Genomic DNA, 22,701 nt, shown 5'->3' with positions numbered 1-22,701 from the left:
TTCAGCCGGCCGCTCGCTGCTGCTGTTCGGGGTAGCGGTGAGGGGCGTGAATACGCGCTTGCAGGGTGGTGGCGAAAGCCTGGGCCTCGGCCTCGGTGCGGAAGGTCACGACGTGTTGGTCAAGACGCACCTGCCACTGGGATTTTGCCACTTCTTTTATCAGGATCTTCATTGCTGACCTCCTCACGTAAAAGATTGCGCTGCAAAGGCCTCGAGTGTAGACCTGAATGCGATCGCAATTGTGACAACGGTCAATTCTCAGACTGACGGTGCAGGTTTTTTTTGCGGGAGCAAAGCTTGCTCGCGATACGCGACGACTTGGCCTGACGGGAACCGCGCTACCTTCATCGCGAGCAAGCTTTGCCTCCACAGAAACCGCCCCCTTATCGGCGGTCAGAAACCTTCAAGCACAATCTTGCCCTTGGATTTTCCGCTTTCCAGCAGGGCATGGGCCCGGCGCAGGTTCTCGGCGTTGATGGTGCCAAAGTGCTCGCCCACGGTGGTCTGCAATGTGCCTGCGTCGATCAGCGTGGCGACGCGGTTGAGCAGTTTGTGCTGTTCAATCATGTCCGCGGTTTCGAACAGCGAGCGGGTGTACATGAACTCCCAATGCAACGACAGGCTCTTGCGCTTGAGCTTGCTCACATCCAGCGCCTTGGGATCATCGATCAGCGCCAGTTTGCCCTGGGGCGTCAGGGCCTCCACCAATTGATCCAGATGCAGGTCGGTGTGGGTGAGGCTGGCGACATGGGTCACTTGAGCCTGGCCTGCTTCCTTTAATACATCGCTCAGCGGTTGGCTGTGGTCCACCACCAGGTCGGCACCCAGGCCTCGTACCCAATCCTGTGTCTGCGGCCGGGAAGCGCTGCCAATCACTTTCAGTGCGGTGAGCTGGCTGGCCAGTTGCGTCAGTATCGAGCCTACACCTCCCGCAGCGCCGACGATCAACAGGCTCTGGCCCTGTTCGTCCTGGCCTTCCTGGATTTGCAGGCGCTCGAACAGCAACTCCCACGCGGTAATGGCCGTCAGCGGCAGGGCAGCGGCTTCGGCGAAACCGAGCGTCTTGGGCATGTGGCCGACGATGCGTTCATCCACCACATGCAACTCGCTGTTGCCGCCGGCGCGGGCAATGGAGCCGGCGTAGAACACCTTGTCACCGGCCTTGAACAGCGTGACTTCGTTGCCCACCGCCTTGACCACGCCGGCCACGTCCCAGCCCAGCACTTTGGCTGCGCCGCCCTCGGGCTGGACGTTCTGGCGAATTTTCGTGTCGACCGGGTTGACCGAAATGGCTTTGACTTCCACCAGCAAGTCCCGAGGACCGGCAGTGGGTTCCGGCAGTTCAATGTCTTGCAGCGATTGCGGGTCGGTGATCGGTAACGAATGGTAGTAGGCGACGGCTTTCATTGAGTGGCTCCTTGAAGTGAGTTCGATGACGGCAATGGTTAGCTATTTATCCGCGGGATAAAACCGGCTAAAACAACAGGCTCTTTCAATGTTTTTTTGATAATGAGGCCGTCATGCTTCGATTCGACGACTTGCAATTGTTCGTCCGGGCCGCAGACCTGGGCAGCCTTTCTGCCGCAGCCAGGGCCATGGACCTCTCGGCGGCGGTGGCCAGCGCCGCATTGAAGCGCATAGAACAGCACCTGGGCGCCCGGCTGTTAGCGCGTTCTACCCGCAGTTTGCGCCTCACGGCCGAAGGCGAAGGTTTTCTTGAGTATGCCCGCGCCGCGCTGAGCAGCCTTGACGAAGGGCGCAGGTTATTGACCAGCGGCCAGGATCAGGTCAGCGGGGTGTTGCAGTTGTCCGCCCCCTCGGACTTGGGACGCAACCTGCTGCTGCCCTGGCTGGACGCGTTCCAGGAGGAGCATCCGGGGCTGACGGTGCGACTGTTGCTGGGTGATCGCATCGCTGACCTGTTCAAACAGCCGGTGGACGTCGCATTGCGTTATGGCGAGCCGGAAGATTCGAGCCTGGTGGCCCTGCCTGTCGCGCCGGATAATCGCCGGGTGTTGTGTGCATCGCCCGGTTACCTGGCTCGGCATGGCGAGCCAGGTCAGTTGGAACACCTGGCCCAGCACAATTGCCTGTTGTACATGCTCGGCACGCGGGTTCACGACCGTTGGTGCTTTCATGACGGTAAACGGGAAATGAGCCTGACCGTCAGCGGCGACCGTTTTAGCGACGATGCCGATGTGGTGCGTCGCTGGGCGGTGGCTGGCGCGGGGATCGCTTATAAGTCCTGGCTGGACGTTTCAACCGATGTGTTGGCCGGACGTTTGAAAATCCTTCTGCCGCATCTGCAATGCGAACGCGCCCCGCTCAATCTGCTGTGTGCTCACCGAGCGCAACTGAGCAAGCCCATCAATCTGCTGCGAGAAATGCTCCAGCTCCGTTGCGGCCGGTTGACGGCACAATTTGCACGCTCGACAGGGGACGACCATTAGTCGCGCGTAAATAGAGACTTTTCCCTCACGAACAATCGCCTCCAAAGGTTTCCGGAGGACAGGAAACCTTGACCTGCACGCTTATACTAGCGGCCGCCTGAAGTGACGCGCGTTTTGCGGCGGTCGAGCCGCTTTGGGCGGCCCCATTGCTGGTCGCTATGCGCCAGAGCAGTAGACGAATGATTCAACAGGGAGTGAATACATGGAACATGCACCTTGCATCAGCCAGATCGCCACGCTGCTGGCCGACCCAAAACGCAGCGCAATGATGTGGGCCTTGATGGACGGCACGGCGCGGCAGGCTGAAGAGCTGGCGTTGCTGGCTGGGCTGTCGCCGTCTTCGGCCAGCGCTCATCTGGGCCGTCTGGCCGCCGGTGGCCTGTTGAAAGTCGAAGCCCGTGGCCGCAAACGTTTTTTCCGCCTGGCGGCACCCGAAATCGGCGCGGCCGTCGAAGCGCTGGCCAGTGCGACCCTGGCCAGTACGCCGCGGCAGCTTCCGGATGTCTTCAAGCGCGGGGTCATGCCGGCCAAGGCCCCGTCGGCTCCCGCTTCGTTGATGCGGGCCAGGCTTTGCGAGGACCATCTGGGCGGCACCCTGGCGGCGGACCTGTATCAGCGCCTGCTGGACGCCGGATGGATCGAGCAGGGCGACCAGCGGGTGATCGTGACTCACAAAGGCGCCAATGAGTTGGCCGGGCGCGGCCTGTTCATCCAGGCGCTGGCCCACCGCAACGCCCGCACCGCTTGTGCCTGCCCGGACTGGAGCGAGCGGCGTCCACACTTGGGTGGCGCCTTGGGGGCGGCGTTGCTGCAGCTGTTCATGCAGTCCGGCTGGCTCAGCCTGCCCAACGACTCCAGGGCGTTGCAGGTGACGGTGCTTGGCCAGCAGGAAATTCATCGGTTCGCCACGCAGGACGCTGTGGAAATGGCGTTCTAGGGCTGCCGACAGGTCGTATTCAGCAATAGCCTCCAGCACGGTTCGCGCACACTCGATCCTGGGATTTTTTTGGATTGGGGGGGAAACAGCATGGATATTCACGGCTACAGCGCGGCGGAACGTCTGGAGCGACTGCCCATCAGCGGTTACCACCGGATTATTTTCATCATCATCGCCTTGGCATTTTTTTTCGACTCCATGGACCTGGCCATGATGACGTTCCTGCTGGGCTCAATTAAAGCCGAGTTTGGTTTAAGCACCGCCCAGGCGGGTTTGCTCGCCAGCTCCAGTTTTTTTGGCATGGTCCTGGGAGCGTCGCTGTCGGGCATGCTGGCCGATCGGTTCGGGCGCAAGCCGGTGTTCCAGTGGAGCATCGTGTTGTGGGGCGTCGCCAGTTATTTGTGCTCCACCGCCCAGAGCGTTGATTCACTGATGCTGTTTCGCGTCCTGCTGGGGATCGGCATGGGCATGGAGTTTCCAATCGCTCAGTCGATGCTCTCGGAACTGATTCCGGCCAAACGCCGGGGCCGCTATATCGCGTTGATGGACGGTTTCTGGCCGTTGGGTTTCGTGGCGGCGGGCGTGCTGTCGTATTTTCTGTTGCCGGTGATCGGCTGGCGCGACATCTTCCTGGTGTTGGCGGTGCCAGCGGTGTTCGTCCTGGTCATTCGCTTCTTCATTCCGGAGTCGCCGCGCTGGCTGGAACAGGCCGGGCGGGTTGAGGCAGCGGATGACGTGCTCAGGCGCATCGAAGACAAGGTTCGCGCCTCGTTGGGCCGTCGGGAGCTGCCGGAGCCTATTCGCCTGCCGAGGGGCGAGAGCACGCCGGGCAATTTCTTTTCGGCCCTGGCGCAGATCTGGTCACCGCAGTATCGCCAGCGCACGATGATGATCTGGAGCGTCTGGTTCTTCGCCTTGCTCGGTTTTTATGGCCTGACGTCCTGGCTCAGTGCGTTGTTGCAGCAGTCGGGGTTCGCCGTGACCCAGTCGGTGTATTACACCGTGCTGATTTCCTTGGGCGGGATCCCCGGCTTCCTCATGGCGGCGTGGTTGGTGGAGCGTTGGGGACGTAAACCGGTGTGCGTGGTCACGCTGCTGGGGGGTGGGGTGATGGCGTTTCTTTATGGCCAGAGTGCGGTGTTTGGCGGCAACGTGGGCCTGCTGATTGGCACCGGGCTTTTGATGCAGTTTTTCCTGTTCGGCATGTGGGCGGTGCTCTACACCTACACGCCGGAGTTGTACCCCACCTCGGCCCGGGCCACGGGTTCGGGTTTTGCCTCGGCTGTCGGTCGTATTGGTTCGCTGCTTGGGCCGTTGGTCACCGGGTTGGTGTTTCCCATTACCGGGCAGGGCGGTGTGTTCGCCCTGGGCGCGCTGTGCTTCGCCGTAGCGGCGGGGGTGGTCTGGCTGTTCGGAATGGAGACGCGGGGCAAGACGCTGGAGGAGTTGAGCGAGGGTACGGTGGCCGGCTAAACGCAATCACCTGATGTGGGAGCGAGCTTGCTCGCGAAGGCGGTGTATCAGTCGATCAGAAGGTCACTGACACACCGCCTTCGCGAGCAAGCCCGTTCCCACAGGGGGGGCTAAGTCTCAGGGTTTTACCAGTCGCGCATCCAGACTGTTCTGCGCCAGGCGCGTGGCTTGGTCCTGGGTCATCCCCAGGTGGGTGTGCAGCGCGTGGAAGTTCTCGGTGACGTAGCCGCCGAAGTACGCCGGGTCATCGGAGTTGACCGTTACCTTCACACCGCGTTCGAGCATGTCGAGGATGTTGTGTTGCGCCATGTCGTCGAACACGCACAGCTTGGTGTTGGACAACGGACAGACCGTCAGCGGGATCTGCTCGTCGATGATCCGCTGCATCAGTCGCTCATCTTCAATGGCCCGCACGCCGTGGTCGATGCGCTGGATCTTCAGCAGGTCCAGGGCTTGCCAGATGTATTCGGGCGGGCCTTCTTCACCGGCGTGGGCAACGGTCAGGAAGCCCTCGTTGCGCGCACGGTCGAATACCCGCTGGAACTTGCTCGGCGGGTGGCCCATTTCCGAACTGTCCAGGCCCACGGCCACGAACGCATCGCGGAACGGCAGTGCCTGGTCGAGGGTTTTTTCCGCCTCTTCTTCACTCAGGTGGCGCAGGAAACTCAGGATCAGGCCGCTGCTGATGCCCAGTTGCTGTTCACCGTCCTTGAGGGCAGCGGCGATGCCATTGAGCACCACTTCGAATGGGATACCGCGGTCGGTGTGGGTTTGCGGGTCGAAGAACGGTTCGGTGTGAATCACGTTCTGTGCCTTGCAGCGCAACAGGTAGGCCCAGGTCAGGTCGTAGAAATCCTGGGAGGTGCGCAACACGTCGGCGCCCTGGTAATACAGGTCGAGGAATTCCTGCAGATTGTTGAAGGCGTAGGCCTTGCGCAGGGTGTCCACGTCGCTCCACGGCAAGGCAATCTTGTTGCGTTCAGCCAGGGCGAACAGCAGCTCGGGCTCCAGCGAGCCTTCCAGATGCAGGTGCAGTTCAGCCTTGGGCAAGGCGTTCAGCCAGTCGTACATGTTCTTTTCTCATCAGCGAATCGATGGCAGGCATTCTACAGGGGCTGGCCGCAATGTCTGGTAAAACCTGACCGGCTGATCCACTACACCGCCTGGTGTTCCCGCCGGTAAGCATAGGTGTCAGCGAAGCGCGACAGCAGGAATTCGGCGCAGGTGGTGGTCGGATACTTCGGTGGATGGGCGTCATCCTGGCAACCGGGTAGGCATTGGATCAGCGTGTCGGGGTGCGGCTCGGCAAAGAACGGCATCGAATAACGGTCCACCCCCAGCGGGCTGATCACTCGATGGGGGGTGGACAGGTAACGGTCGTTGCTCCAGCGCGCCATCATATCGCCGAGGTTGACCACGAACGTGCCGTCGATGGGCGGTGCATCGATCCATTGGCCGTTGACGTTGCGCACTTGCAGGCCACCGGCGGCGTCCTGATAGAGCAGGGTGATGCAACCGTAATCGGTATGGGCGCCGGCACCTTGCTGCTCGGTAGAGCTGGCGGTGTGACGCGGCGGATAGTGAATCAGGCGCAGCACGCTCACTGGCTCGTTGAATCGCGTGTCGAAGAAGTCTCGCTCGATGCCCAGGGCCAGGGTCATGGCGCGCAGCAGGGTTTGGGCAAGTGCCTGCATGTCACGGTAATGCTGCTCCATCAGGGGTTCCCAGCCCGCCAGGTCCGGGTGGCGGTTCGGGCCGCGTAGCGGCTTATGCGCCAGTACGTCGGGATGATCGGCCGGCAAATGCAGGCCCATGTCGAAGGTTTCTTTCAGGTCGCTGGGTTTGGCCGGGTCCAGTTGTTCGGTGGCGACGGCGCCGTAGCCGCGATGATGGCGGGTCTGGGTGATGTCGATCTTGAGTTTTTCTTCTGCCGGCAGCCTGAAGAAGCGTTGGGCATGGCCCAGGACTTCGGTGATGCGCGCCGGGCTGATGGGGTGACCCTTGATGTAGAAAAAGCCCCATTGGCGGCAGGCCTGGTCGATCTGGTTGGCGACCGATTGCCAGGCGCTGGGGACATCGCCGTAGAGCGGGCTGATGTCGATGATGGGAAGGCTGTTCATGCGGCTTTCCTGAATTTGAAATAGGGCCCCATGTGGGAGCGGGCTTGCTCGCGAAGGCGGTGTGTCCGGCAACTTCTATCGTGAATGTGCTGCCGCTTTCGCGAGCAAGCCCGCTCCCACATGGGTGATGTGTTGGGGCTGGGATTATTTGGGAATCTCAGCCTTCATGCCTTCGACGTAATAATTCATCGACGCCAGTTCCGCATTGGTAGCGATCACGCCTGCCGGGATTTTCTCGACGCCGGCCTGGTCCTTGATCGGCCCGGTGAACGGATGGAAAGCGCCGCTCTCGATGTCGGCGATGATCTGCTCGGCTTCGCCTTTGACCGCCGCGGGCACCAGGTCGCTGATCGGCAGCTTTACCGTGCCTTCCTTCAGGCCGCCCCAGTAGTCCTGGGATTTCCAGCTGTGGTCGAGCACGCTTTGGGTCGCCTGGATGTAGTGCGGGCCCCAGTCGTTGACAATCGAGGTCAGCACCGCCTTGGGACCGAAGTGGGCCATGTCCGAAGCGTAGCCGACGGCGTAGACGCCGCGCCGCTCGGCGGCCTGGATCGGCGCCGGGCTGTCGGTGTGCTGGAACACCACGTCCACGCCCTGATCGATCAAGGCGTTGGCGGCATCGGCTTCCTTGCCTGGATCGAACCAGGAGTTGACCCACACCACTTTGATTTCGGTGCCGGGGTTGTACTTGTTCAGCGCCAGTTGGATAGCGTTGATATCGCGGATCACTTCTGGAATCGGAAAGGAGGCGACGTAGCCGATTTTTTTGCTTTTGGTCATCTTTGCCGCGATGAAGCCACCGACGTAGCGACCCTCATAGGTGCGTGCCAGATAAGTGCCCAGGTTCTTGTCCTGCTTGTAGCCGGTGGCGTGTTCGAAGGTCACCTTGGGGAATTGCTTGGCGACCTTCAGTGTCGGGTTCATGTAGCCGAAAGACGTGGTGAAGATCAGGTCGTATTTGTCCTTGGCCATGTTGCGGATCACCCGCTCGGCGTCAGCGCCTTCGGGCACGTTCTCCACGTAGTTGGTGGTGATCCGGTCGCCGAGTTTCGCCACCAGTTCCTTGCGTCCCTGTTCATGCTGGTAGGTCCAACCGTGGTCACCGATGGGGCCGATATATACGAAACCGACCTTCAGCGGGTCGGCGGCGCTGGCATTCAGGCCGGCACTCAGACCGACAGTTGCAGCGACGGCGCAAAGCAACATCTTCAAGGGACGCTTGTGCATGAACTCGAACTCCATTTTGTTGTGAGGTTGGCTGAACAGCGTTAATGCAAAATGCTGACCAACAAGACAACAAATATTCGACAGCTTGATGCAGTCATCGCGGGCAAGCCTTGCTCCCACAAGCGCAAGGCCAAACCATGTTGCATCAGGCTTGCTCTAACAATTGCGCTGCAATACCTGTGGGAGCAAGGCTTGCCCGCGATGAGGCCCCTGAGAACAATAAAGGTGCACCGGCTTCTCACGCGCCACCCCCTGGTGCGCCACACCGAACGAAACGTTCGCGTCCCCCCATAGTCAGTAGCTCAAGACCCCGCTCACGTTGATAGGCCCGCGATGCTGACTTTGATCAAGCAAGAAAAACTGTTGCTGCTGGCCTTGCTCGCCGCCTGTGTCGCCTACCCGCTGGAACACTGGCTGCTGGGCAGTGGCCAGGTCGTGGCGTTGCTCGGCGGTTTGGTCCTGATCAGCTTTATCGTCGCGGCGTCCATGCGTGTGGCCCATCACGCCGAGTTGCTGGCAGAGAAGGTCGGCGATCCCTACGGCACGATGATCCTGACCCTGTCCGCGGTGCTGGTTGAGGTGGTGATCCTGGCGATCATGATGAGCAACGAAGCCTCGCCGACGCTGGTGCGCGACACCATTTATTCAGCGGTGATGCTCGACATCAATGGCATTCTTGGCCTTGCCGCGCTGATGGGTGGAATCAAGCATGGCGAGCAGGCTTACAACGATGATTCGGCGCGCACCTACAGCGTGATGATTCTCACCGCCATGGGCGTGTCGATGGTGGTGCCGGAGTTCATTCCCCAGGAGAGCTGGAAGCTCTATTCGGCATTCACCATCGGCGCGATGATCGTGCTGTACACCCTGTTCCTGCGCATGCAGGTAGGGCCGCACAGTTACTTTTTCAGCTACAGCTACCCGGAAAAACGCCGCCGCAAAGAGCCGGTGGAAAACCAGCCGAAACCCATCAGCCTGACGCTCTCCATCGCGGCGCTGGTGTTTGGCGTCGTGGTGATCGGCGCGTTGGCCGAAGTCATGTCCAAAGCCATCGACCTGGGGCTGGAAGGTTCCGGGGCGCCGCCAGTGATGACGGCGATTCTGGTGGCCGCCATTTCCGCGGCACCGGAAATCCTCACCGCTCTGCGCGCAGCGTTGGCCAACCGCATGCAGTCGGTGGTGAATATCGCCTTGGGGGCTTCGCTGTCCACCGTGATCCTCACGGTGCCGGTGATGGAGGCGATGGCGCTCTACACCGGCCAGCCGTTCCAGATGGCAATGACTCCGGTGCAGACGGTGATGATCTTCATCACCTTGATCGTCTGCGCCATCAACCTCAACGATGGGGAAACCAATGCCATTGAAGGCATGACCCATTTTGTGTTGTTCGCGACGTTTATCATGTTGTCGTTGCTCGGGCTTTAGGTCGGCGCAAAAGCAATGTGGGAGCGGGCTTTCTCGCGAAGGCGGTGTGTCTGGCCACCACTACATTGAATGTGCCACCGCTTTCGCGAGCAAACCCGCTCCCACAGGATATTTCAAGGTGGCTCAGGCGCCGGCGATCAACTCCCGCGCCGCCTGGCTGTGATCAGCAATCAACCCCTTCAAGTCCAACCCCTCGATCTGCCCGTCGATGACCCGCCACTGCCCACCGACCATCACCCGGTCTGCCCGGTCCGCGCCGCACAGCAGCAGGGCCGAGACTGGATCGTGACTGCCGGAGAAGCGCAGTTCGTCGAGCTTGAACAGCGCCAGGTCAGCCTGCTTGCCCACGGCCAGCTCACCGATGTCGCTGCGCCCCAGCAACTGCGCCGAACCGCGGGTCGCCCAGCCCAACACGCGTTGCGGGGTGATCGCCTGCGCGCCATAACGCAGGCGCTGGATGTACAACGCCTGGCGGGTTTCCAGGATCATGTTCGACGCATCGTTGGACGCCGAGCCGTCTACGCCCAGGCCCACCGGAGCGCCGGCGGCGTTGAGTTCCAGGGTCGGGCAGATGCCCGAGGCCAGGCGCATGTTGGAGCTCGGGCAATGACAGATGCCGGTGCCAGCGGCGCCGAGACGAGCGATTTCATCCGGGTTGAAATGAATGCCGTGGGCCAGCCAGGTGCGTGGGCCGAGCCAGCCGACGCTGTCCAGGTAATCCACGGTGCGCAGGCCGAAGCGTTGCAGGCAGAAGTCCTCTTCGTCGAGGGTTTCGGCCAGGTGAGTGTGCAGGCGTACGTCGAGTTTCTCCGCCAGCTCGGCGCTGGCGCGCATGATTTCGGGCGTGACCGAAAACGGTGAACAAGGCGCCAGGGCAATCTGGATTTGCGCACCGTCGCCGCGCTCATGATATTGGCTGATCAACCGCTGGCTGTCCTCGAGGATCACTTGACCTTGCTGCACAGTCTGTTGCGGCGGCAAGCCTCCGTCGGCCTCGCCCAGGCTCATGGAGCCGCGGGTCAGCATCGCGCGCATGCCCAGCTCACGGACACTTTGCACCTGCACATCGATGGCATTTTCCAGGCCCTCGGGAAACAGATAGTGGTGATCGGCCGCAGTGGTGCAGCCTGAAAGCAACAATTCGGCCAGCGCCACTTTGCTCGCCAGGGCGAGCTTTTCCGGCGTCAACCGCGCCCATACCGGGTAGAGGGTTTTCAGCCACGGGAACAGGGGCTGGTTCACCACCGGCGCCCAGGCGCGAGTCAGGGTCTGGTAGAAATGATGATGGGTGTTGATCAGCCCCGGCAGGATCACATGTTCGCGGGCGTCGAAGACTGTGTCACAGGCCTGGGTGGGGTGTTGGCCGGCGCTCAGCAACTCGACGATCACGCCGTTTTGCAGGACGAGACCACCCCGGGCATCGAGGTCGTTGGCCGTGAAGATGGCGAGGGGATTTTTTAACCAGGTACGGGTCGCAGGCATGGTGGCCGGCTCCTCTGAAAGTGGGTTCAGGTTAGCCAGCTCAGTGATGCCCTGTCTGCTGATCCAGGGTCGCCCGTTGGGTAGGGCGAGGTGCTGAGTTTACTCAGGTTGCCTGGCACATTTCCAGAGTTCGCTGAGGCTCAAATGTGGGAGCGAGCCTGCTCGCGATAGCGGTGTGTCAGTCGACATCATGGTGAATGTTAGACCGCAATCGCGAGCAGGCTCGCTCCCACAGGGGGAAGGCTTGGGTTACCAGGGAATCGTCTCGCCCTTGTAGTTGACGAAATGATGCCCACCCTTGCCGGCAAAGGCATTGACCTGATCAATCAGACCTCGGGTGCTGGTCTGGACATCGATGTCCGCCCCTTCGCCACCCATGTCCGTCTTCACCCAGCCCGGGTGCAGCGACAGAACCGTCAATGTCTGCTCGCCCAGTTGGCTGACGAAGCTGTTGGTCATGGAGTTGAGCGCCGCCTTGCTGGCCTTGTACAGCGCCAGTTCCGGGGCGTCAGGCATGGTCACGCTGCCCAGCACCGAGCTCATGAACGCCAGTACGCCACTGCCGTTACGGATCTGGCCGACGAAACGCTGAGCCAGGTTGATCGGCGCCACGGCGTTGGTGAAGAACAACTGGCCGACCTCGGCCAGCGTCGCGCCGCCGGGGCTCTGGTTGTCCGGGCCTTTGACACCGGCATTGACGAACAACAGGTCGAAGGTTTCGCCCTTGAGCTGCTGGCTCAGGGCGATGACGGCCTGCTGGTCGTCCATGTCGAGTTTTTCGATCCGCACCGGCCCAAGCGCCTTCAACGCCTCGGCGTTCTGCGGGTTGCGCACGGTGGCGGTCACATTCCAGCCATCGCTCAGCAGCGTCTTCACCAGACCGAGGCCCAGGCCCCGGGAGGCGCCAATGATCAATGCGGTTTTTGCCGAATTCATGAGGAGCATCCTTGATGAAAAAAGGTCACGGATTTAATGGACAACGTTGCCCGAGCCGTAGTTTCAGCTCATGACGCAGCGCGTCGAGTTCGGTCATGCGGGTTTCGATCAGGTTCAGTTTGTCTTGCAGCAATTGCGTCACGGCGCGGTCCGGGTCCGGTGTGTGCCACAGGGCGGCGACGCTGTTACCGATCTCGCCGAGGGTAAAGCCCAGGCGCTGAGCGGTCTTGATGTAGAGCACCAGTTGCACCACGTCGGCGGGGTAGTCGCGATAGCCATTGGCACTGCGCGTTGCCGCGATCAGGCCCCGCTGTTCATAGAAACGCAGGGTGTCTCGACTGACGGCGCAGGCTTGGGCTAATTCACCGATACGCATGGACGACTCCGGAGGGGCTTGACCCTGGAGCATACCCCAGGCTTTAGGCTTTTCGCTCCCCCAATTATCTGGAGCAAAGTGTATGTGGACTTCGATGCAATATCGCCAGGTGGTGCGCGGCAGCGCCTGGTACGACCTTATCGTGTCGGCCGTGCTGGCCACGCCGTGGAGCTTTGCGGCGTTGCATGGTGTGTTGATGAGCCTGACTCAGCTATTTGACCTGCCTGGAGAACTGCCGCCGTTTGCACCGGCGCATGTGCTGATGGCGAATCTGCTGGGCTCGATTGTTTGCGTGTGGTCGGTGCTGCGGATTCGGGATCCGCAGCCGCTGTATGGGCGTTATGACGCGGCGGGGCGGTTTTTGTTTGCAGCCTGGATGCTGTATGCATTGCTTCATGGGGCCAGTGCGGTGTTGTGGGTTTTCCTGTTTCTGGAGGTGGTGTGGGGTGTCATGCAGGCACTGCCCATCCGTGGCGAGGGAGCTTGCTCCCGCTGGAGGGCGCAGCACTCCTCATAGGAAAGCGCCTGCTGCGCAGTCGAGCGGGAGCAAGCTCCCTCGCCACAGGTGCCCTCAATGCCCCGCCTGCCAAGGCTGCCCCAGTGACACCGGCGCATACAACCGGGTGCGCACGGCATCCCGGGACAGCAACACCAGCACCACGATGGTCGCGGCATACGGCAGCATCGCCAGCAAGCTCGACGGAATCGCCAGCCCCAAGCCCTGGGCCACCAGATGCAGGATGCTGGCGAGGCCAAACAGATAGGCACCCAGCAGCAGGCGCCAGACTCGCCAACTGGCAAACACCACCAGCGCCAGGGCGATCCAGCCGCGCCCGGCGCTCATGTTCTCGGCCCACATCGGCGTGTAGGCCAGTGATAGATAGGCACCCGCCAGCCCGGCCATGGCGCCGCCGAACAGCACCGCCAGGGTCCGCACCCGTAACACCGGCAGGCCCATGGCACTGGCGGCATCGGGGTTTTCCCCCACCGCCTGGATGATCAGCCCGACGCGACTTTTCACAATCACCCAAGCCACCAGGGCGAACAGTGCAAAAGACAGGTACACCAGCAGATCCTGGGCAAACAGCATCCGCCCGATCAACGGGATGTCACTCAAGTAGGGAATCGCCAGCGGCTCGAACCCCGCCAGCGGCTTGCCGACCCAGGCTGCTCCGACAAAACTCGACAGCCCCACGCCGAAAATCGTCAGCGCCAACCCGGTGGCTACCTGATTGGCGTTGAACGCCAGCGCTACCAACGCGAACAGCGCCGACAACAGCATCCCGGCGGCCATTGCCAGCAGCACGCCCAGCCACAGGTTGCCGCTGTTGAACGCGACGATAAAGCCGATCACCGCGCCGAACAGCATCATGCCTTCCTGGCCCAGGTTCAAAACACCACTTTTCTCGCAGATCAGCTCACCCAGGGCCACCAGCAGCAACGGTGTGCCGCAACGGATCATGGCGTAGAAAATATTGCTCAACAGGTCGATATCCATCACAGCGCTCCTGCCTGTACGGCGGTGGTCCGGGTGCGCCGGGCCCAGCGCAGGTTAAGGCGCGGCCGATACAGGATCAGTACGTCGCAGGCCAACAGGAAAAACAGCATCATGCCCTGGAACAACTGGGTGATCGCCTGGGGAAGGTTCAGCGACATCTGCGCGCTTTCGCCGCCGATGTACAACAGGGCCATCAACAGACTGGCGAACAGAATGCCGATGGGATTGAGACGGCCCAGGAACGCCACGGTAATTGCTGCGTAGCCGTAGCCCGGCGACACCTGGGGCACCAGTTGGCCGATTGGCCCGGTCACTTCGCAGACGCCAGCGAGCCCGGCCAGTGCGCCGCTGATCAACAGCGCCAGCCACACCAGCGGCTTCTGGCGAAAACCGGCGAAACCGGCGGCCCTAGCGTCCAGGCCCAACACTTTGATTTGAAACCCGACAAAACTTTTCTGCAGCAACACCCAGACCGCCACCAGTGCCAGCAGGGCGAAATACAACCCGGCATGAAGCCGTCCGTCTTCCACCAGCAACGGCAGGCGACTGGCATCGCCGAACATCGCCGACTCGGGAAAATTAAACCCGGCGGGGTCTTTCAGTGGCCCGTGGACGCAGAACAGCAGCAGGTTCAGCGCGATGTAATTGAGCATGATGCTGGTCAGGATTTCATTGGCATTGAAGCGCGTGCGTAGCCACGCCGTGAGCCCGGCCCAGGCGGCACCGGCGAGGGTGCCGGTCAGCAGAATCAGCACCAATGCCCAACGGCTTTGCATGTCGATGATGTTCACCGCGACAGCGCTGCCGGCCAAGGCGCCCAAGAGCAATTGTCCCTCGGCGCCAATGTTCCAGATTCGTGCCTGATAGGCCACCGCCAGGCCAAGGGCACAGAGCAGGATCGGCAAGGCTTTGACCAGCCATTCGGACACGCCATACAGATCGCTGATCGGTGCGATCAACAAGGTATACAAGGTTTGCAATGGATCGTGTCCCAAGGCGGTGAACAGCAGTGAGCCACAGCCCAGGGTCAAGACGGCAGCCAGCAGCGGCGAGCACCAAAGCATCAGGCGCGATTGTTGGCCGCGGGGTTCAAGAGACAGCAGCATAAAAAACTCCGTTAGACCGTCGCGGGGTCGAGGGATTGGGGGGCGTCGAACTGGCCGGCCATCCAGCCGCCGACGTCGCTTAGCCGGGTTTGGACCGTGGGTCTCAAGGCGGACAAGCGCCCGCCACATAAAGCGCCGAGACGGTCACTAATCTGGAACAGTTCGTCGAGGTCTTCAGAGATCACCAGGATGGCGGCACCCGCATCGCGCAAGGCAATCAGGGCTCTGTGGATGGTCGCCGCCGCGCCGACGTCTACGCCCCAGGTCGGATGCGCCGCCACCAGCAGCCTGGGCTGTTGGAGGATTTCCCGCCCGAGGATGAATTTCTGCAGGTTGCCCCCCGAGAGGCTGCGCGCCGGGGTTCGGGTGTCGGGCGTCTTCACCCCAAAACGACGGATAATCGCCTCGGCCAGATGCTCAACCTTGCGCCGTTGAATCAGGCCGCAACTGATCAATCCTTGCTGGAAGGCGCTGAGCAGGGTGTTATCCGCCAGGCTCATTTGAGGCACGGCGCCGTGGCCCAGGCGTTCGGCGGGAACAAATGCCAGCCCGAGGCGGCGACGGGCGTCGGGACGCAGATGCGCCACGGGTTGGCCGTCGAACCGTATCGTCTCGCCTTTATGACGGGGCAGTTGTGTTTCACCGCTGAGCAATGCCAGCCACTCGTCCTGCCCATTCCCCGCGACTCCGGCGATACCGACGATTTCGCCGCTGCGTACCTCAAGGTCTATATCCCGTAGCGAGCAGCCGAACGGGTCCGGGTTTGGCCATGACAGTTTGTGAATTTCAAGGAACGCTTTGTCTGCGCTGACCTTGGGATAGTCCGCGATCAGCCCGGCCGCTTCGCCGACCATCAACTGCGCCAGTTCCCGGTCCGAGCACTGCGCCGGTGTGCAATGCCCTGACACCCGGCCGCCGCGCAGCACCGTCGCGCTGTGGCACAACGCGCGGACCTCGCCCAACTTGTGGCTGATGAACAAAATGCTGCAGCCCTCGCTCGCCAGGCGCCGCAGGGTCACGAACAGCTCTTCGGCTTCCTGGGGTGTCAGCACCGAGGTGGGTTCATCGAGAATCAGCAGACGGATGTCCTGCATCAAGCAGCGAATGATCTCCACCCGTTGGCGCTCGCCAATCGACAGGCTGTGGACCAGCCGCTGTGGCTCCAGGGCCATGCCGTAGCGCCGGGAAACTTCGCGGATTCGCGGTTCAAGTTGCGCCGGTGTGCCGGCTGCCGCGCCCATGGCCAGGGCGATGTTCTGCGCCACGGTGAGGGTTTCAAACAGCGAGAAATGCTGGAACACCATACCGATGCCCAGGCTGCGGGCCTGGGCCGGGTTGCGCAGGTCGACCCGTTGGCCTTGCCAGATCACCTCGCCCGAATCGGCTTGGGTAACGCCGTAGATAATCTTCATCAGGGTGCTTTTGCCCGCGCCGTTTTCGCCGAGCAGCGCGTGGATCTCACCGGGTTGGATACTCAGGTCGATGGCGTCATTGGCCAGGCAACCAGGGTAGCGTTTGCTGATATTGCGCAATTGCAGGCGCGCGATGGAGTCGGGCTCGGACATGGACAGGCTCGGATCAATGAAAATGAATACCTGTGGATAAAGCAATTTCCTGGCCAGTAGGTCAGGAAATGTCAGCGAGCCGCGGGTTTTGCCTGTTGGCTTGGTACGCACGCCGGGACTACCGTTGTCGATAGGCACCGCAATGGGGCGAGGGGGGGGGGCGGGGGCTGTTTGTGCCCTGAAACGGGTGGTTAAAAAATGATCAGTTGGCTGCGAGCCATGCCTTTCATGGGACGGCGTCAGCCATGAACGGGTTATCCACAGGATGTTCCACAGTTATTGTGCGCAAGCCTGAAGGTCAGGCATAACCAGCGCCCGGCTTTCTCCTAAAGGTGATAAAACGCCGCAAGCATTTGTTTTTCTGACGAATTCGTACAAAAAACAGTCCTTTGATCAAAAAACAAACAGCGGTCGCAAAGCCGCATGACAGAAGGGTTACAGCGGGATGTGCTCAGGTTATCCACAGTCGGGTGCACAGTGGATGTGGGCAAGTCGCACGATGGGCGTTGCCCCGAAAAGTCGCAGTACCCTTCGCTTTCAACGTGCCAGCAGAATCCGTCCACGGCTCAGGTCGGCCAATTGCTTCTGCAATGTTTCGATCTGCCCTTGCCCCACGGCCACCTGCAAGTCCACACCATTGGCTGTAAAGCTTTCTGTGTTCACCAGCCCGCCGCACTCGGCGACCCGCAGCTTCACCAGGGCCAGTTCCGCGAAACCGCAGGTGCAGCGCAGCGCCACACGGCTGATCAACTCAACCTTCTCGGCGTTTTGCAGGCATTTGTTCGCGCCCCCGCCATAGGCCCGGGCCAATCCTCCGGTACCTAACTGAATTCCGCCGTACCAACGGATCACCAGCACCACGACCTGATCGCATGCCTGGGCTTCGATGGCCGCCAGGATCGGCCGCCCGGCGGTGCCACCCGGTTCGCCGTCGTCGTTGCTGCGGTATTGGTCGCCGAGTTTCCAGGCCCAGCAGTTGTGCGTGGCGTTCAGATCGCTGTGCTGCTCTATAAAGGCCATGGCGTCGGCGGGACTGGTGATGGGGGCGGCGAGGGTAATGAAGCGGCTTTTGCGAATCTCTTCGCGGTATTCGCAAAAGCCGGTGAGGGTAAAAGGCATGAGAATCTTAAAAGGTTGGTTTCAGGCCGCAGCCCTTGAGAATGATGCGGATCAGGTTGTCGCCGGCATCGATCATGTCCTGCTTGGTCAACTTGCTGCGACCGGTCACGCGGCAGATCTGGGTGGCGAAGTCCGCGTAATGCTGAGTACTTCCCCACAACAGAAAGATCAGGTGCACGGGGTCAATCGGGTCCATCTTGCCGGCATCGATCCAGGCCTGGAACACCGCCGCGCGGCCGTTGAACCAGGTGCGATAATCCTGGTTGAAATATTCAGTGAGGCATTCGCCGCCGCTGATCACTTCCATGGCGAAAAGCCGGGACGCTTGGGGGTGGCGGCGGGAAAACTCCATTTTGGCGCGGATGTAGCGGGTCAGGGCTTCGCCCGGATCATCCTCGGCGGTGAGGGTATTAAAGGTGCTGTCCCACAACTCGATGATGTTGCTCAGCACCGCCACATACAACCCAAGCTTGTTGGTGAAGTAATAATGCAGGTTCGCCTTGGGCAGCCCGGCTTTCAAGGCAATGGCATTCATGCTGGTGCCTTTGAACCCGTGGCGGGCGAACTCATCTTCGGCGGCCTTGAGGATGGTCTCTTCGTTCTTTTGACGAATGCGGCTGGTGGGCTTGCCACCGTGGGCAGGGACTTCAAAGGTCATGGGCGTTTCCGGGCTGGGTCTGTGGGGCAAGCAAATGCGTTGATAGCGCACCGGCAGCGATCCGACAAGTGCCTCTGCTATATAAAGCCTGACTAAACACCTGTGGGCGCGGGCTTGCTCGCGAAAGCGGACAGTCATTCAACATTGATGCTGACAGAGACATCGCCTTCGCGAGCAAGCCCGCTCCCACAAAGAGATCAGGCGTTAGCGGGTGGCCGCCAGGCTCTGGAGAAAACTCTCCAGCACCAGATGAGGTCGACGCCCCTTGCGCGTAACTGACGCCAGGCTCAAATCATAGAAACGGGCCGTGGGCTTCAGGGCGCGCAGCCGTCCCTGCTGGACCCACAGGCTGGCGTAATGATCCGGCAGGTAACCGATGTAGCGCCCGGTCAGAATCAGGAACGCCATGCCTTCGCGGTCCGATGCACTGGCGGTGCAATTGAGTGCCTGGTAGTGGGCCTGGATCTCGGCGGGTAAGCGGAAAGTCGGTGCGATGGCATCCTGGCTGTTGAGGCGAGCGTCGTCCAGTTGTTGGTCATCCACATAAAACAACGGATGCCCGACCGCGCAATACAACAGCGAGCGTTCGCTGTAGAGCGGTTGATATTCCAGCCCGGAAAGAGCACTGGCCTGGGGCACGACTCCGACATGCAGCCGACCGTCGAGTACGCCTTGTTCGACCTCGTTGGGAGCGATCATGCGAATCTGTATCTGCACGTCAGGTCCGCGTTCCTTTAATTGGGCCAGGGCATGGGTGATGCGCATATGGGGCAGGGTGACGAGATTGTCGGTCAGACCGATGATCAATTCACCGCGCAAGTGCTGATGCAGGCCGTTGACTTCGGTGCGAAAACTTTCCAGGGCACTTAACAGTTGCAGCGCCGACTGATACACCTCGCGGCCTTCCTCCGTCAGGGAAAAGCCCGCCCGCCCGCGCTGACACAGCCGTAGGCCAAGGCGCTGTTCAAGGTCGCTCATCTGTTGGCTGATGGCGGAGCGGCCGATTCCAAGCACCGTCTCTGCTGCGGAGAATCCACCGCACTCCACCACGCTGCGAAAGATGCGCAACAGACGAATATCAAAGTCGCTGACCTGGGCCAGCGGATCGGGACGACGCGCGCTCATAGTTTAGTGATCCGCTGACTGAAGGTTAGAAAAGTTGGATTTCATCGACTTTATCGCCGTGGCAAGTTAGCTGCAAGAACGCCTTTCGATCCTTGTCGCTTCTCTCCTGCGAGGTTTTGTCGATGAACATGCCCGAACATGCTGCCGGTTCCCTGGCCAGCCAGCTCAAGCTGGACGCCCACTGGATGCCTTACACCGCCAACCGCAACTTCCAGCGCGATCCTCGTCTGATCGTCGCCGCTGAAGGCAGTTGGCTGGTGGATGACAAAGGGCGCAAGGTGTACGACTCGTTGTCGGGCCTGTGGACGTGCGGCGCCGGGCACACCCGTAAGGAAATCCAGGAAGCGGTCGCCAAACAGTTGGGCACCCTCGACTACTCGCCAGGCTTCCAGTACGGCCATCCGCTGTCGTTCCTGTTGGCGGAAAAAATCACCAGCCTCACACCGGGCAACCTCAACCATGTGTTCTTCACCGACTCCGGCTCCGAGTGCGCCGATACGGCGGTGAAGATGGTCCGCGCCTACTGGCGTCTCAAGGGCCAGGCGACCAAGACCAAGATGATCGGCCGTGCGCGTGGCTACCATGGCGTCAACATCGCCGGTACCAGCCTTGGCGGCGTCAGCGGTAACCGCAAGTTGTTCGGCCAGGCGATGATGGACGTCGATCACTTGCCCCACACTTTGCTGGCGAGCAATGCCTATTCCCGTGGCATGCCGAAAGAGGGCGGCATCGCCTTGGCCGATGAGCTGTTGAAGCTGATCGAACTGCACGATGCGTCCAATATCGCCGCGGTGTTTGTCGAGCCGATGGCCGGTTCCGCCGGTGTGCTGGTGCCGCCTGAGGGTTATCTCAAGCGCCTGCGGGAAATCTGCGACCAGCACAGCATTCTGTTGGTGTTCGACGAGGTCATCACCGGCTTCGGTCGTACCGGTTCGATGTTCGGTGCCGATAGTTTCGGCGTGACCCCGGATCTTATGTGCATTGCCAAACAGGTCACCAATGGCGCGATCCCCATGGGCGCGGTGATCGCCAGTTCCGAGATATACCAGACGTTCATGAACCAGCCGACGCCGGAGTACGCGGTGGAATTTCCCCATGGCTACACCTATTCGGCGCACCCGGTGGCGTGCGCGGCGGGCCTGGCGGCGCTGGATCTGCTGCAAAAGGAAAACCTGGTGCAGAGCGTCGCCGAGGTCGCACCGCATTTCGAGAATGCCTTGCATGGCCTGAAGGGCGCGAAGAACATCATCGACATCCGCAACTATGGCCTGGCTGGGGCAATCCAGATTGCGCCCCGCGATGGCGACGCGATCGTACGCCCGTTCGAGGCGGGCATGGCGTTGTGGAAAGCCGGGTTCTATGTGCGTTTCGGCGGCGACACTCTGCAGTTCGGGCCGACGTTCAACAGCAAGGCGCAGGATCTGGATCGCCTGTTTGATGCCGTCGGTGAAGTGCTGAACAAGCTCGACTGACGCGTCCTTCTACATAGCTTTCAATACGGGCGTCCGGCAGCGGGCGCCTGTGGATAACATTCTGGAGTCCCCATGAGCCTCATTGCGCATTTGATCAATGGCGAACTGTTGAGCGACAGCGCTCGTACCGCCGACGTGTTCAACCCTTCCACCGGCCAGGCGATTCATAAGGTGCCACTGGCTGATCGCGCGACGATCCAGCAGGCTATCGACGCCGCCAAGGCGGCTTTCCCTGCCTGGCGCAACACACCGGCGGCCAAACGAGCGCAGGTCATGTTTCGGTTCAAGCAGTTGCTGGAGCAGAACGAGTCGCGTATCGCCCAGTTGATCAGCGAAGAACACGGCAAGACGCTGGAAGACGCGGCTGGAGAGCTTAAGCGCGGCATCGAGAACGTCGAATTCGCCTGTGCGGCACCGGAGATTCTGAAGGGCGAATACAGCCGCAACGTAGGACCGAACATCGATGCGTGGTCAGACTTCCAGCCCTTGGGCGTGGTGGCGGGCATCACGCCATTCAACTTCCCGGCGATGGTGCCGCTGTGGATGTACCCGCTGGCAATCGTTTGTGGCAATTGCTTCATCCTCAAGCCGTCCGAGCGTGACCCGAGTTCGACGTTGCTGATCGCTCAATTGCTTCTGGAAGCCGGTTTGCCCAAAGGCGTGTTGAGCGTGGTGCATGGCGACAAAGTCGCCGTGGATGCGCTGATCGAAGCGCCGGAGGTGAAGGCGCTGAGTTTTGTCGGTTCGACGCCGATTGCCGAATACATCTATGCCGAGGGCACCCGGCGCGGCAAACGCGTCCAGGCACTGGGTGGTGCTAAGAACCACGCGGTCTTGATGCCGGATGCAGATCTGGATAACGCCGTCAGTGCGCTGATGGGGGCGGCCTACGGTTCGTGTGGCGAACGCTGCATGGCAATCTCGGTGGCGGTGTGTGTCGGCGATCAGGTGGCGGATGCGCTGGTGGCCAAGCTGGTGCCGCAGATCCAGTCGCTGAAAATCGGCGCGGGTACATCGTGCGGACTGGACATGGGGCCGTTGGTGACCGGTCAGCATCGCGATAAGGTCAGCGGCTATATAGAAGATGGCGTATCGGCGGGTGCGTCGTTGGTTGTCGATGGTCGCGGTTTGAGCGTGGCCGGGCATGAGGAGGGGTTCTTCCTGGGCGGCTGCCTGTTTGATCGCGTGACGCCTGAGATGCGCATCTATAAAGAAGAGATTTTCGGGCCGGTGCTGTGCATCGTCCGGGTCAACAGCCTGGAAGAGGCGATGCAACTGATCAACGATCATGAGTATGGCAACGGCACATGCATCTTTACCCGTGACGGTGAGGCGGCGCGGTTGTTCTGCGATGAAATCGAAGTCGGCATGGTGGGCGTAAACGTACCGCTGCCCGTGCCTGTGGCCTATCACAGCTTTGGTGGTTGGAAGCGTTCGCTGTTCGGCGACCTGCATGCCTATGGTCCGGACGGGGTGCGCTTCTATACCCGCCGCAAGGCCATTACCCAGCGCTGGCCACAGCGTGCCAGCCACGAGGCGTCGCAGTTTGCTTTCCCGAGTTTGTAAGCGATAGATGAAGAGGCCGGTGTCTTTGGACGCCGGCCTCTGTTTTTGTGGGGGCTTTTGACTGTTGTGACAGAAATATGAAAATAGGTGTTGACGGCAAATTCTGGAAGTCTATAATTCGCCCCACTTCCGGCGCAGTCGAAACGGAAAACTCCTTGAGTTTCAA

The 22,701-nt window shown here is 61.0% G+C and carries 21 protein-coding genes; 7 read left to right on the top strand and 14 right to left on the bottom strand.

The features are described from left to right. Window position 1: 1 nt before the first annotated feature. Window positions 2-172 (bottom strand): hypothetical protein, encoded by a 171-nt coding sequence (locus tag AAIS01_RS23735; protein ID WP_171061426.1) that lies wholly within the window; start codon window positions 170-172, stop codon window positions 2-4. A 221-nt stretch (window positions 173-393) separates the two neighbouring features. After that, window positions 394-1,407: a zinc-binding alcohol dehydrogenase family protein gene (locus AAIS01_RS23730; protein ID WP_343470963.1), complete on the bottom strand. Its 1,014-nt coding sequence runs from the start codon at window positions 1,405-1,407 to the stop codon at window positions 394-396. Window positions 1,408-1,520: 113 nt separating this feature from the next. Between AAIS01_RS23730 and AAIS01_RS23725 the strand changes: the two genes are divergently transcribed. The 3 genes from AAIS01_RS23725 to AAIS01_RS23715 all read left to right on the top strand — a co-directional run bounded on the left by AAIS01_RS23725 (window position 1,521) and on the right by AAIS01_RS23715 (window position 4,860). Continuing rightward, window positions 1,521-2,450 carry a LysR family transcriptional regulator gene (locus AAIS01_RS23725; RefSeq protein ID WP_343470962.1) on the top strand — a complete coding sequence of 310 codons (930 nt, stop codon included), beginning with the start codon at window positions 1,521-1,523 and terminating at the stop codon, window positions 2,448-2,450. 202 nt (window positions 2,451-2,652) lie between these two features. After that, a complete protein-coding gene (locus tag AAIS01_RS23720) occupies window positions 2,653-3,387 on the top strand; it encodes an ArsR/SmtB family transcription factor (RefSeq protein WP_343470961.1) in 735 nt (244 codons plus the stop codon). Between the two features lie 90 nt (window positions 3,388-3,477). Then, window positions 3,478-4,860, top strand: a complete 1,383-nt coding sequence (locus tag AAIS01_RS23715; RefSeq protein ID WP_343470960.1) for an MFS transporter — start codon at window positions 3,478-3,480, stop codon at window positions 4,858-4,860. 117 nt (window positions 4,861-4,977) lie between these two features. Here the strand turns inward: AAIS01_RS23715 and AAIS01_RS23710 are convergent, their stop codons facing one another. The 3 genes from AAIS01_RS23710 to AAIS01_RS23700 all read right to left on the bottom strand — a co-directional run bounded on the left by AAIS01_RS23710 (window position 4,978) and on the right by AAIS01_RS23700 (window position 8,207). Beyond that, complete coding sequence (locus AAIS01_RS23710; RefSeq protein ID WP_343470959.1) at window positions 4,978-5,931, bottom strand: adenosine deaminase; 954 nt, start codon at window positions 5,929-5,931, stop codon at window positions 4,978-4,980. 83 nt (window positions 5,932-6,014) lie between these two features. Further along, window positions 6,015-6,980, bottom strand: a complete 966-nt coding sequence (locus AAIS01_RS23705) for a 2-oxoglutarate and iron-dependent oxygenase domain-containing protein (protein ID WP_343470958.1) — start codon at window positions 6,978-6,980, stop codon at window positions 6,015-6,017. Between the two features lie 144 nt (window positions 6,981-7,124). Then, on the bottom strand, window positions 7,125-8,207 hold the full coding sequence (locus AAIS01_RS23700; protein WP_343470957.1) for a BMP family ABC transporter substrate-binding protein: 1,083 nt from the start codon (window positions 8,205-8,207) through the stop codon (window positions 7,125-7,127). A gap of 333 nt (window positions 8,208-8,540) precedes the next feature. Between AAIS01_RS23700 and AAIS01_RS23695 the strand changes: the two genes are divergently transcribed. Beyond that, entirely contained in the window at window positions 8,541-9,632 is a 1,092-nt protein-coding gene (locus AAIS01_RS23695; protein ID WP_343470956.1) for a calcium:cation antiporter, read from the top strand. Window positions 9,633-9,755: 123 nt separating this feature from the next. On the opposite strand, the gene AAIS01_RS23690 is transcribed toward AAIS01_RS23695, so the two are convergent. The 3 genes from AAIS01_RS23690 to AAIS01_RS23680 all read right to left on the bottom strand — a co-directional run bounded on the left by AAIS01_RS23690 (window position 9,756) and on the right by AAIS01_RS23680 (window position 12,426). After that, a complete protein-coding gene (locus AAIS01_RS23690) occupies window positions 9,756-11,114 on the bottom strand; it encodes an 8-oxoguanine deaminase (protein ID WP_343470955.1) in 1,359 nt (452 codons plus the stop codon). 249 nt (window positions 11,115-11,363) lie between these two features. Continuing rightward, window positions 11,364-12,050, bottom strand: a complete 687-nt coding sequence (locus tag AAIS01_RS23685) for an SDR family oxidoreductase (RefSeq protein ID WP_343470954.1) — start codon at window positions 12,048-12,050, stop codon at window positions 11,364-11,366. A gap of 25 nt (window positions 12,051-12,075) precedes the next feature. Beyond that, window positions 12,076-12,426: a MerR family transcriptional regulator gene (locus AAIS01_RS23680; RefSeq protein WP_343470953.1), complete on the bottom strand. Its 351-nt coding sequence runs from the start codon at window positions 12,424-12,426 to the stop codon at window positions 12,076-12,078. 82 nt (window positions 12,427-12,508) lie between these two features. Between AAIS01_RS23680 and AAIS01_RS23675 the strand changes: the two genes are divergently transcribed. Continuing rightward, complete coding sequence (locus AAIS01_RS23675; RefSeq protein ID WP_343470952.1) at window positions 12,509-12,943, top strand: hypothetical protein; 435 nt, start codon at window positions 12,509-12,511, stop codon at window positions 12,941-12,943. A 54-nt stretch (window positions 12,944-12,997) separates the two neighbouring features. Here the strand turns inward: AAIS01_RS23675 and AAIS01_RS23670 are convergent, their stop codons facing one another. From AAIS01_RS23670 to AAIS01_RS23645, 6 genes are all read right to left on the bottom strand, one after another. Beyond that, window positions 12,998-13,924, bottom strand: coding sequence for an ABC transporter permease (locus AAIS01_RS23670; RefSeq protein ID WP_343470951.1), 927 nt, complete (start codon window positions 13,922-13,924; stop codon window positions 12,998-13,000). Then, a complete protein-coding gene (locus AAIS01_RS23665; protein ID WP_343470950.1) occupies window positions 13,924-15,030 on the bottom strand; it encodes an ABC transporter permease in 1,107 nt (368 codons plus the stop codon). Before AAIS01_RS23665 ends, AAIS01_RS23670 begins: the two co-directional genes overlap by 1 nt. 11 nt (window positions 15,031-15,041) lie before the next feature. Further along, the gene (locus AAIS01_RS23660; protein WP_343470949.1) at window positions 15,042-16,595 is read right to left on the bottom strand and encodes an ABC transporter ATP-binding protein; all 1,554 of its coding nucleotides are present in this window, start codon (window positions 16,593-16,595) and stop codon (window positions 15,042-15,044) included. Between the two features lie 537 nt (window positions 16,596-17,132). Beyond that, window positions 17,133-17,714 (bottom strand): IMPACT family protein, encoded by a 582-nt coding sequence (locus AAIS01_RS23655; RefSeq protein ID WP_343470948.1) that lies wholly within the window; start codon window positions 17,712-17,714, stop codon window positions 17,133-17,135. Window positions 17,715-17,721: 7 nt separating this feature from the next. Then, window positions 17,722-18,372, bottom strand: a complete 651-nt coding sequence (locus AAIS01_RS23650) for a TetR/AcrR family transcriptional regulator (RefSeq protein ID WP_092395974.1) — start codon at window positions 18,370-18,372, stop codon at window positions 17,722-17,724. A gap of 204 nt (window positions 18,373-18,576) precedes the next feature. After that, window positions 18,577-19,497 carry a LysR family transcriptional regulator gene (locus AAIS01_RS23645; RefSeq protein ID WP_047227434.1) on the bottom strand — a complete coding sequence of 307 codons (921 nt, stop codon included), beginning with the start codon at window positions 19,495-19,497 and terminating at the stop codon, window positions 18,577-18,579. Window positions 19,498-19,619: 122 nt separating this feature from the next. Here AAIS01_RS23645 and aptA point away from each other — a divergent pair, with 122 nt between their 5' ends. Further along, entirely contained in the window at window positions 19,620-20,969 is a 1,350-nt protein-coding gene (aptA, locus tag AAIS01_RS23640; protein WP_343470947.1) for an omega-aminotransferase AptA, read from the top strand. 72 nt (window positions 20,970-21,041) lie between these two features. Then, the gene (locus tag AAIS01_RS23635) at window positions 21,042-22,535 is read left to right on the top strand and encodes a CoA-acylating methylmalonate-semialdehyde dehydrogenase (protein ID WP_343470946.1); all 1,494 of its coding nucleotides are present in this window, start codon (window positions 21,042-21,044) and stop codon (window positions 22,533-22,535) included. The last annotated feature ends 166 nt before the right edge of the window (window positions 22,536-22,701 follow it).

This window comes from Pseudomonas halotolerans, from assembly GCF_039581215.1.
GTDB lineage: Bacteria > Pseudomonadota > Gammaproteobacteria > Pseudomonadales > Pseudomonadaceae > Aquipseudomonas > Aquipseudomonas tehranensis.
This window is presented reverse-complemented; position numbering and strand designations above follow the sequence as displayed.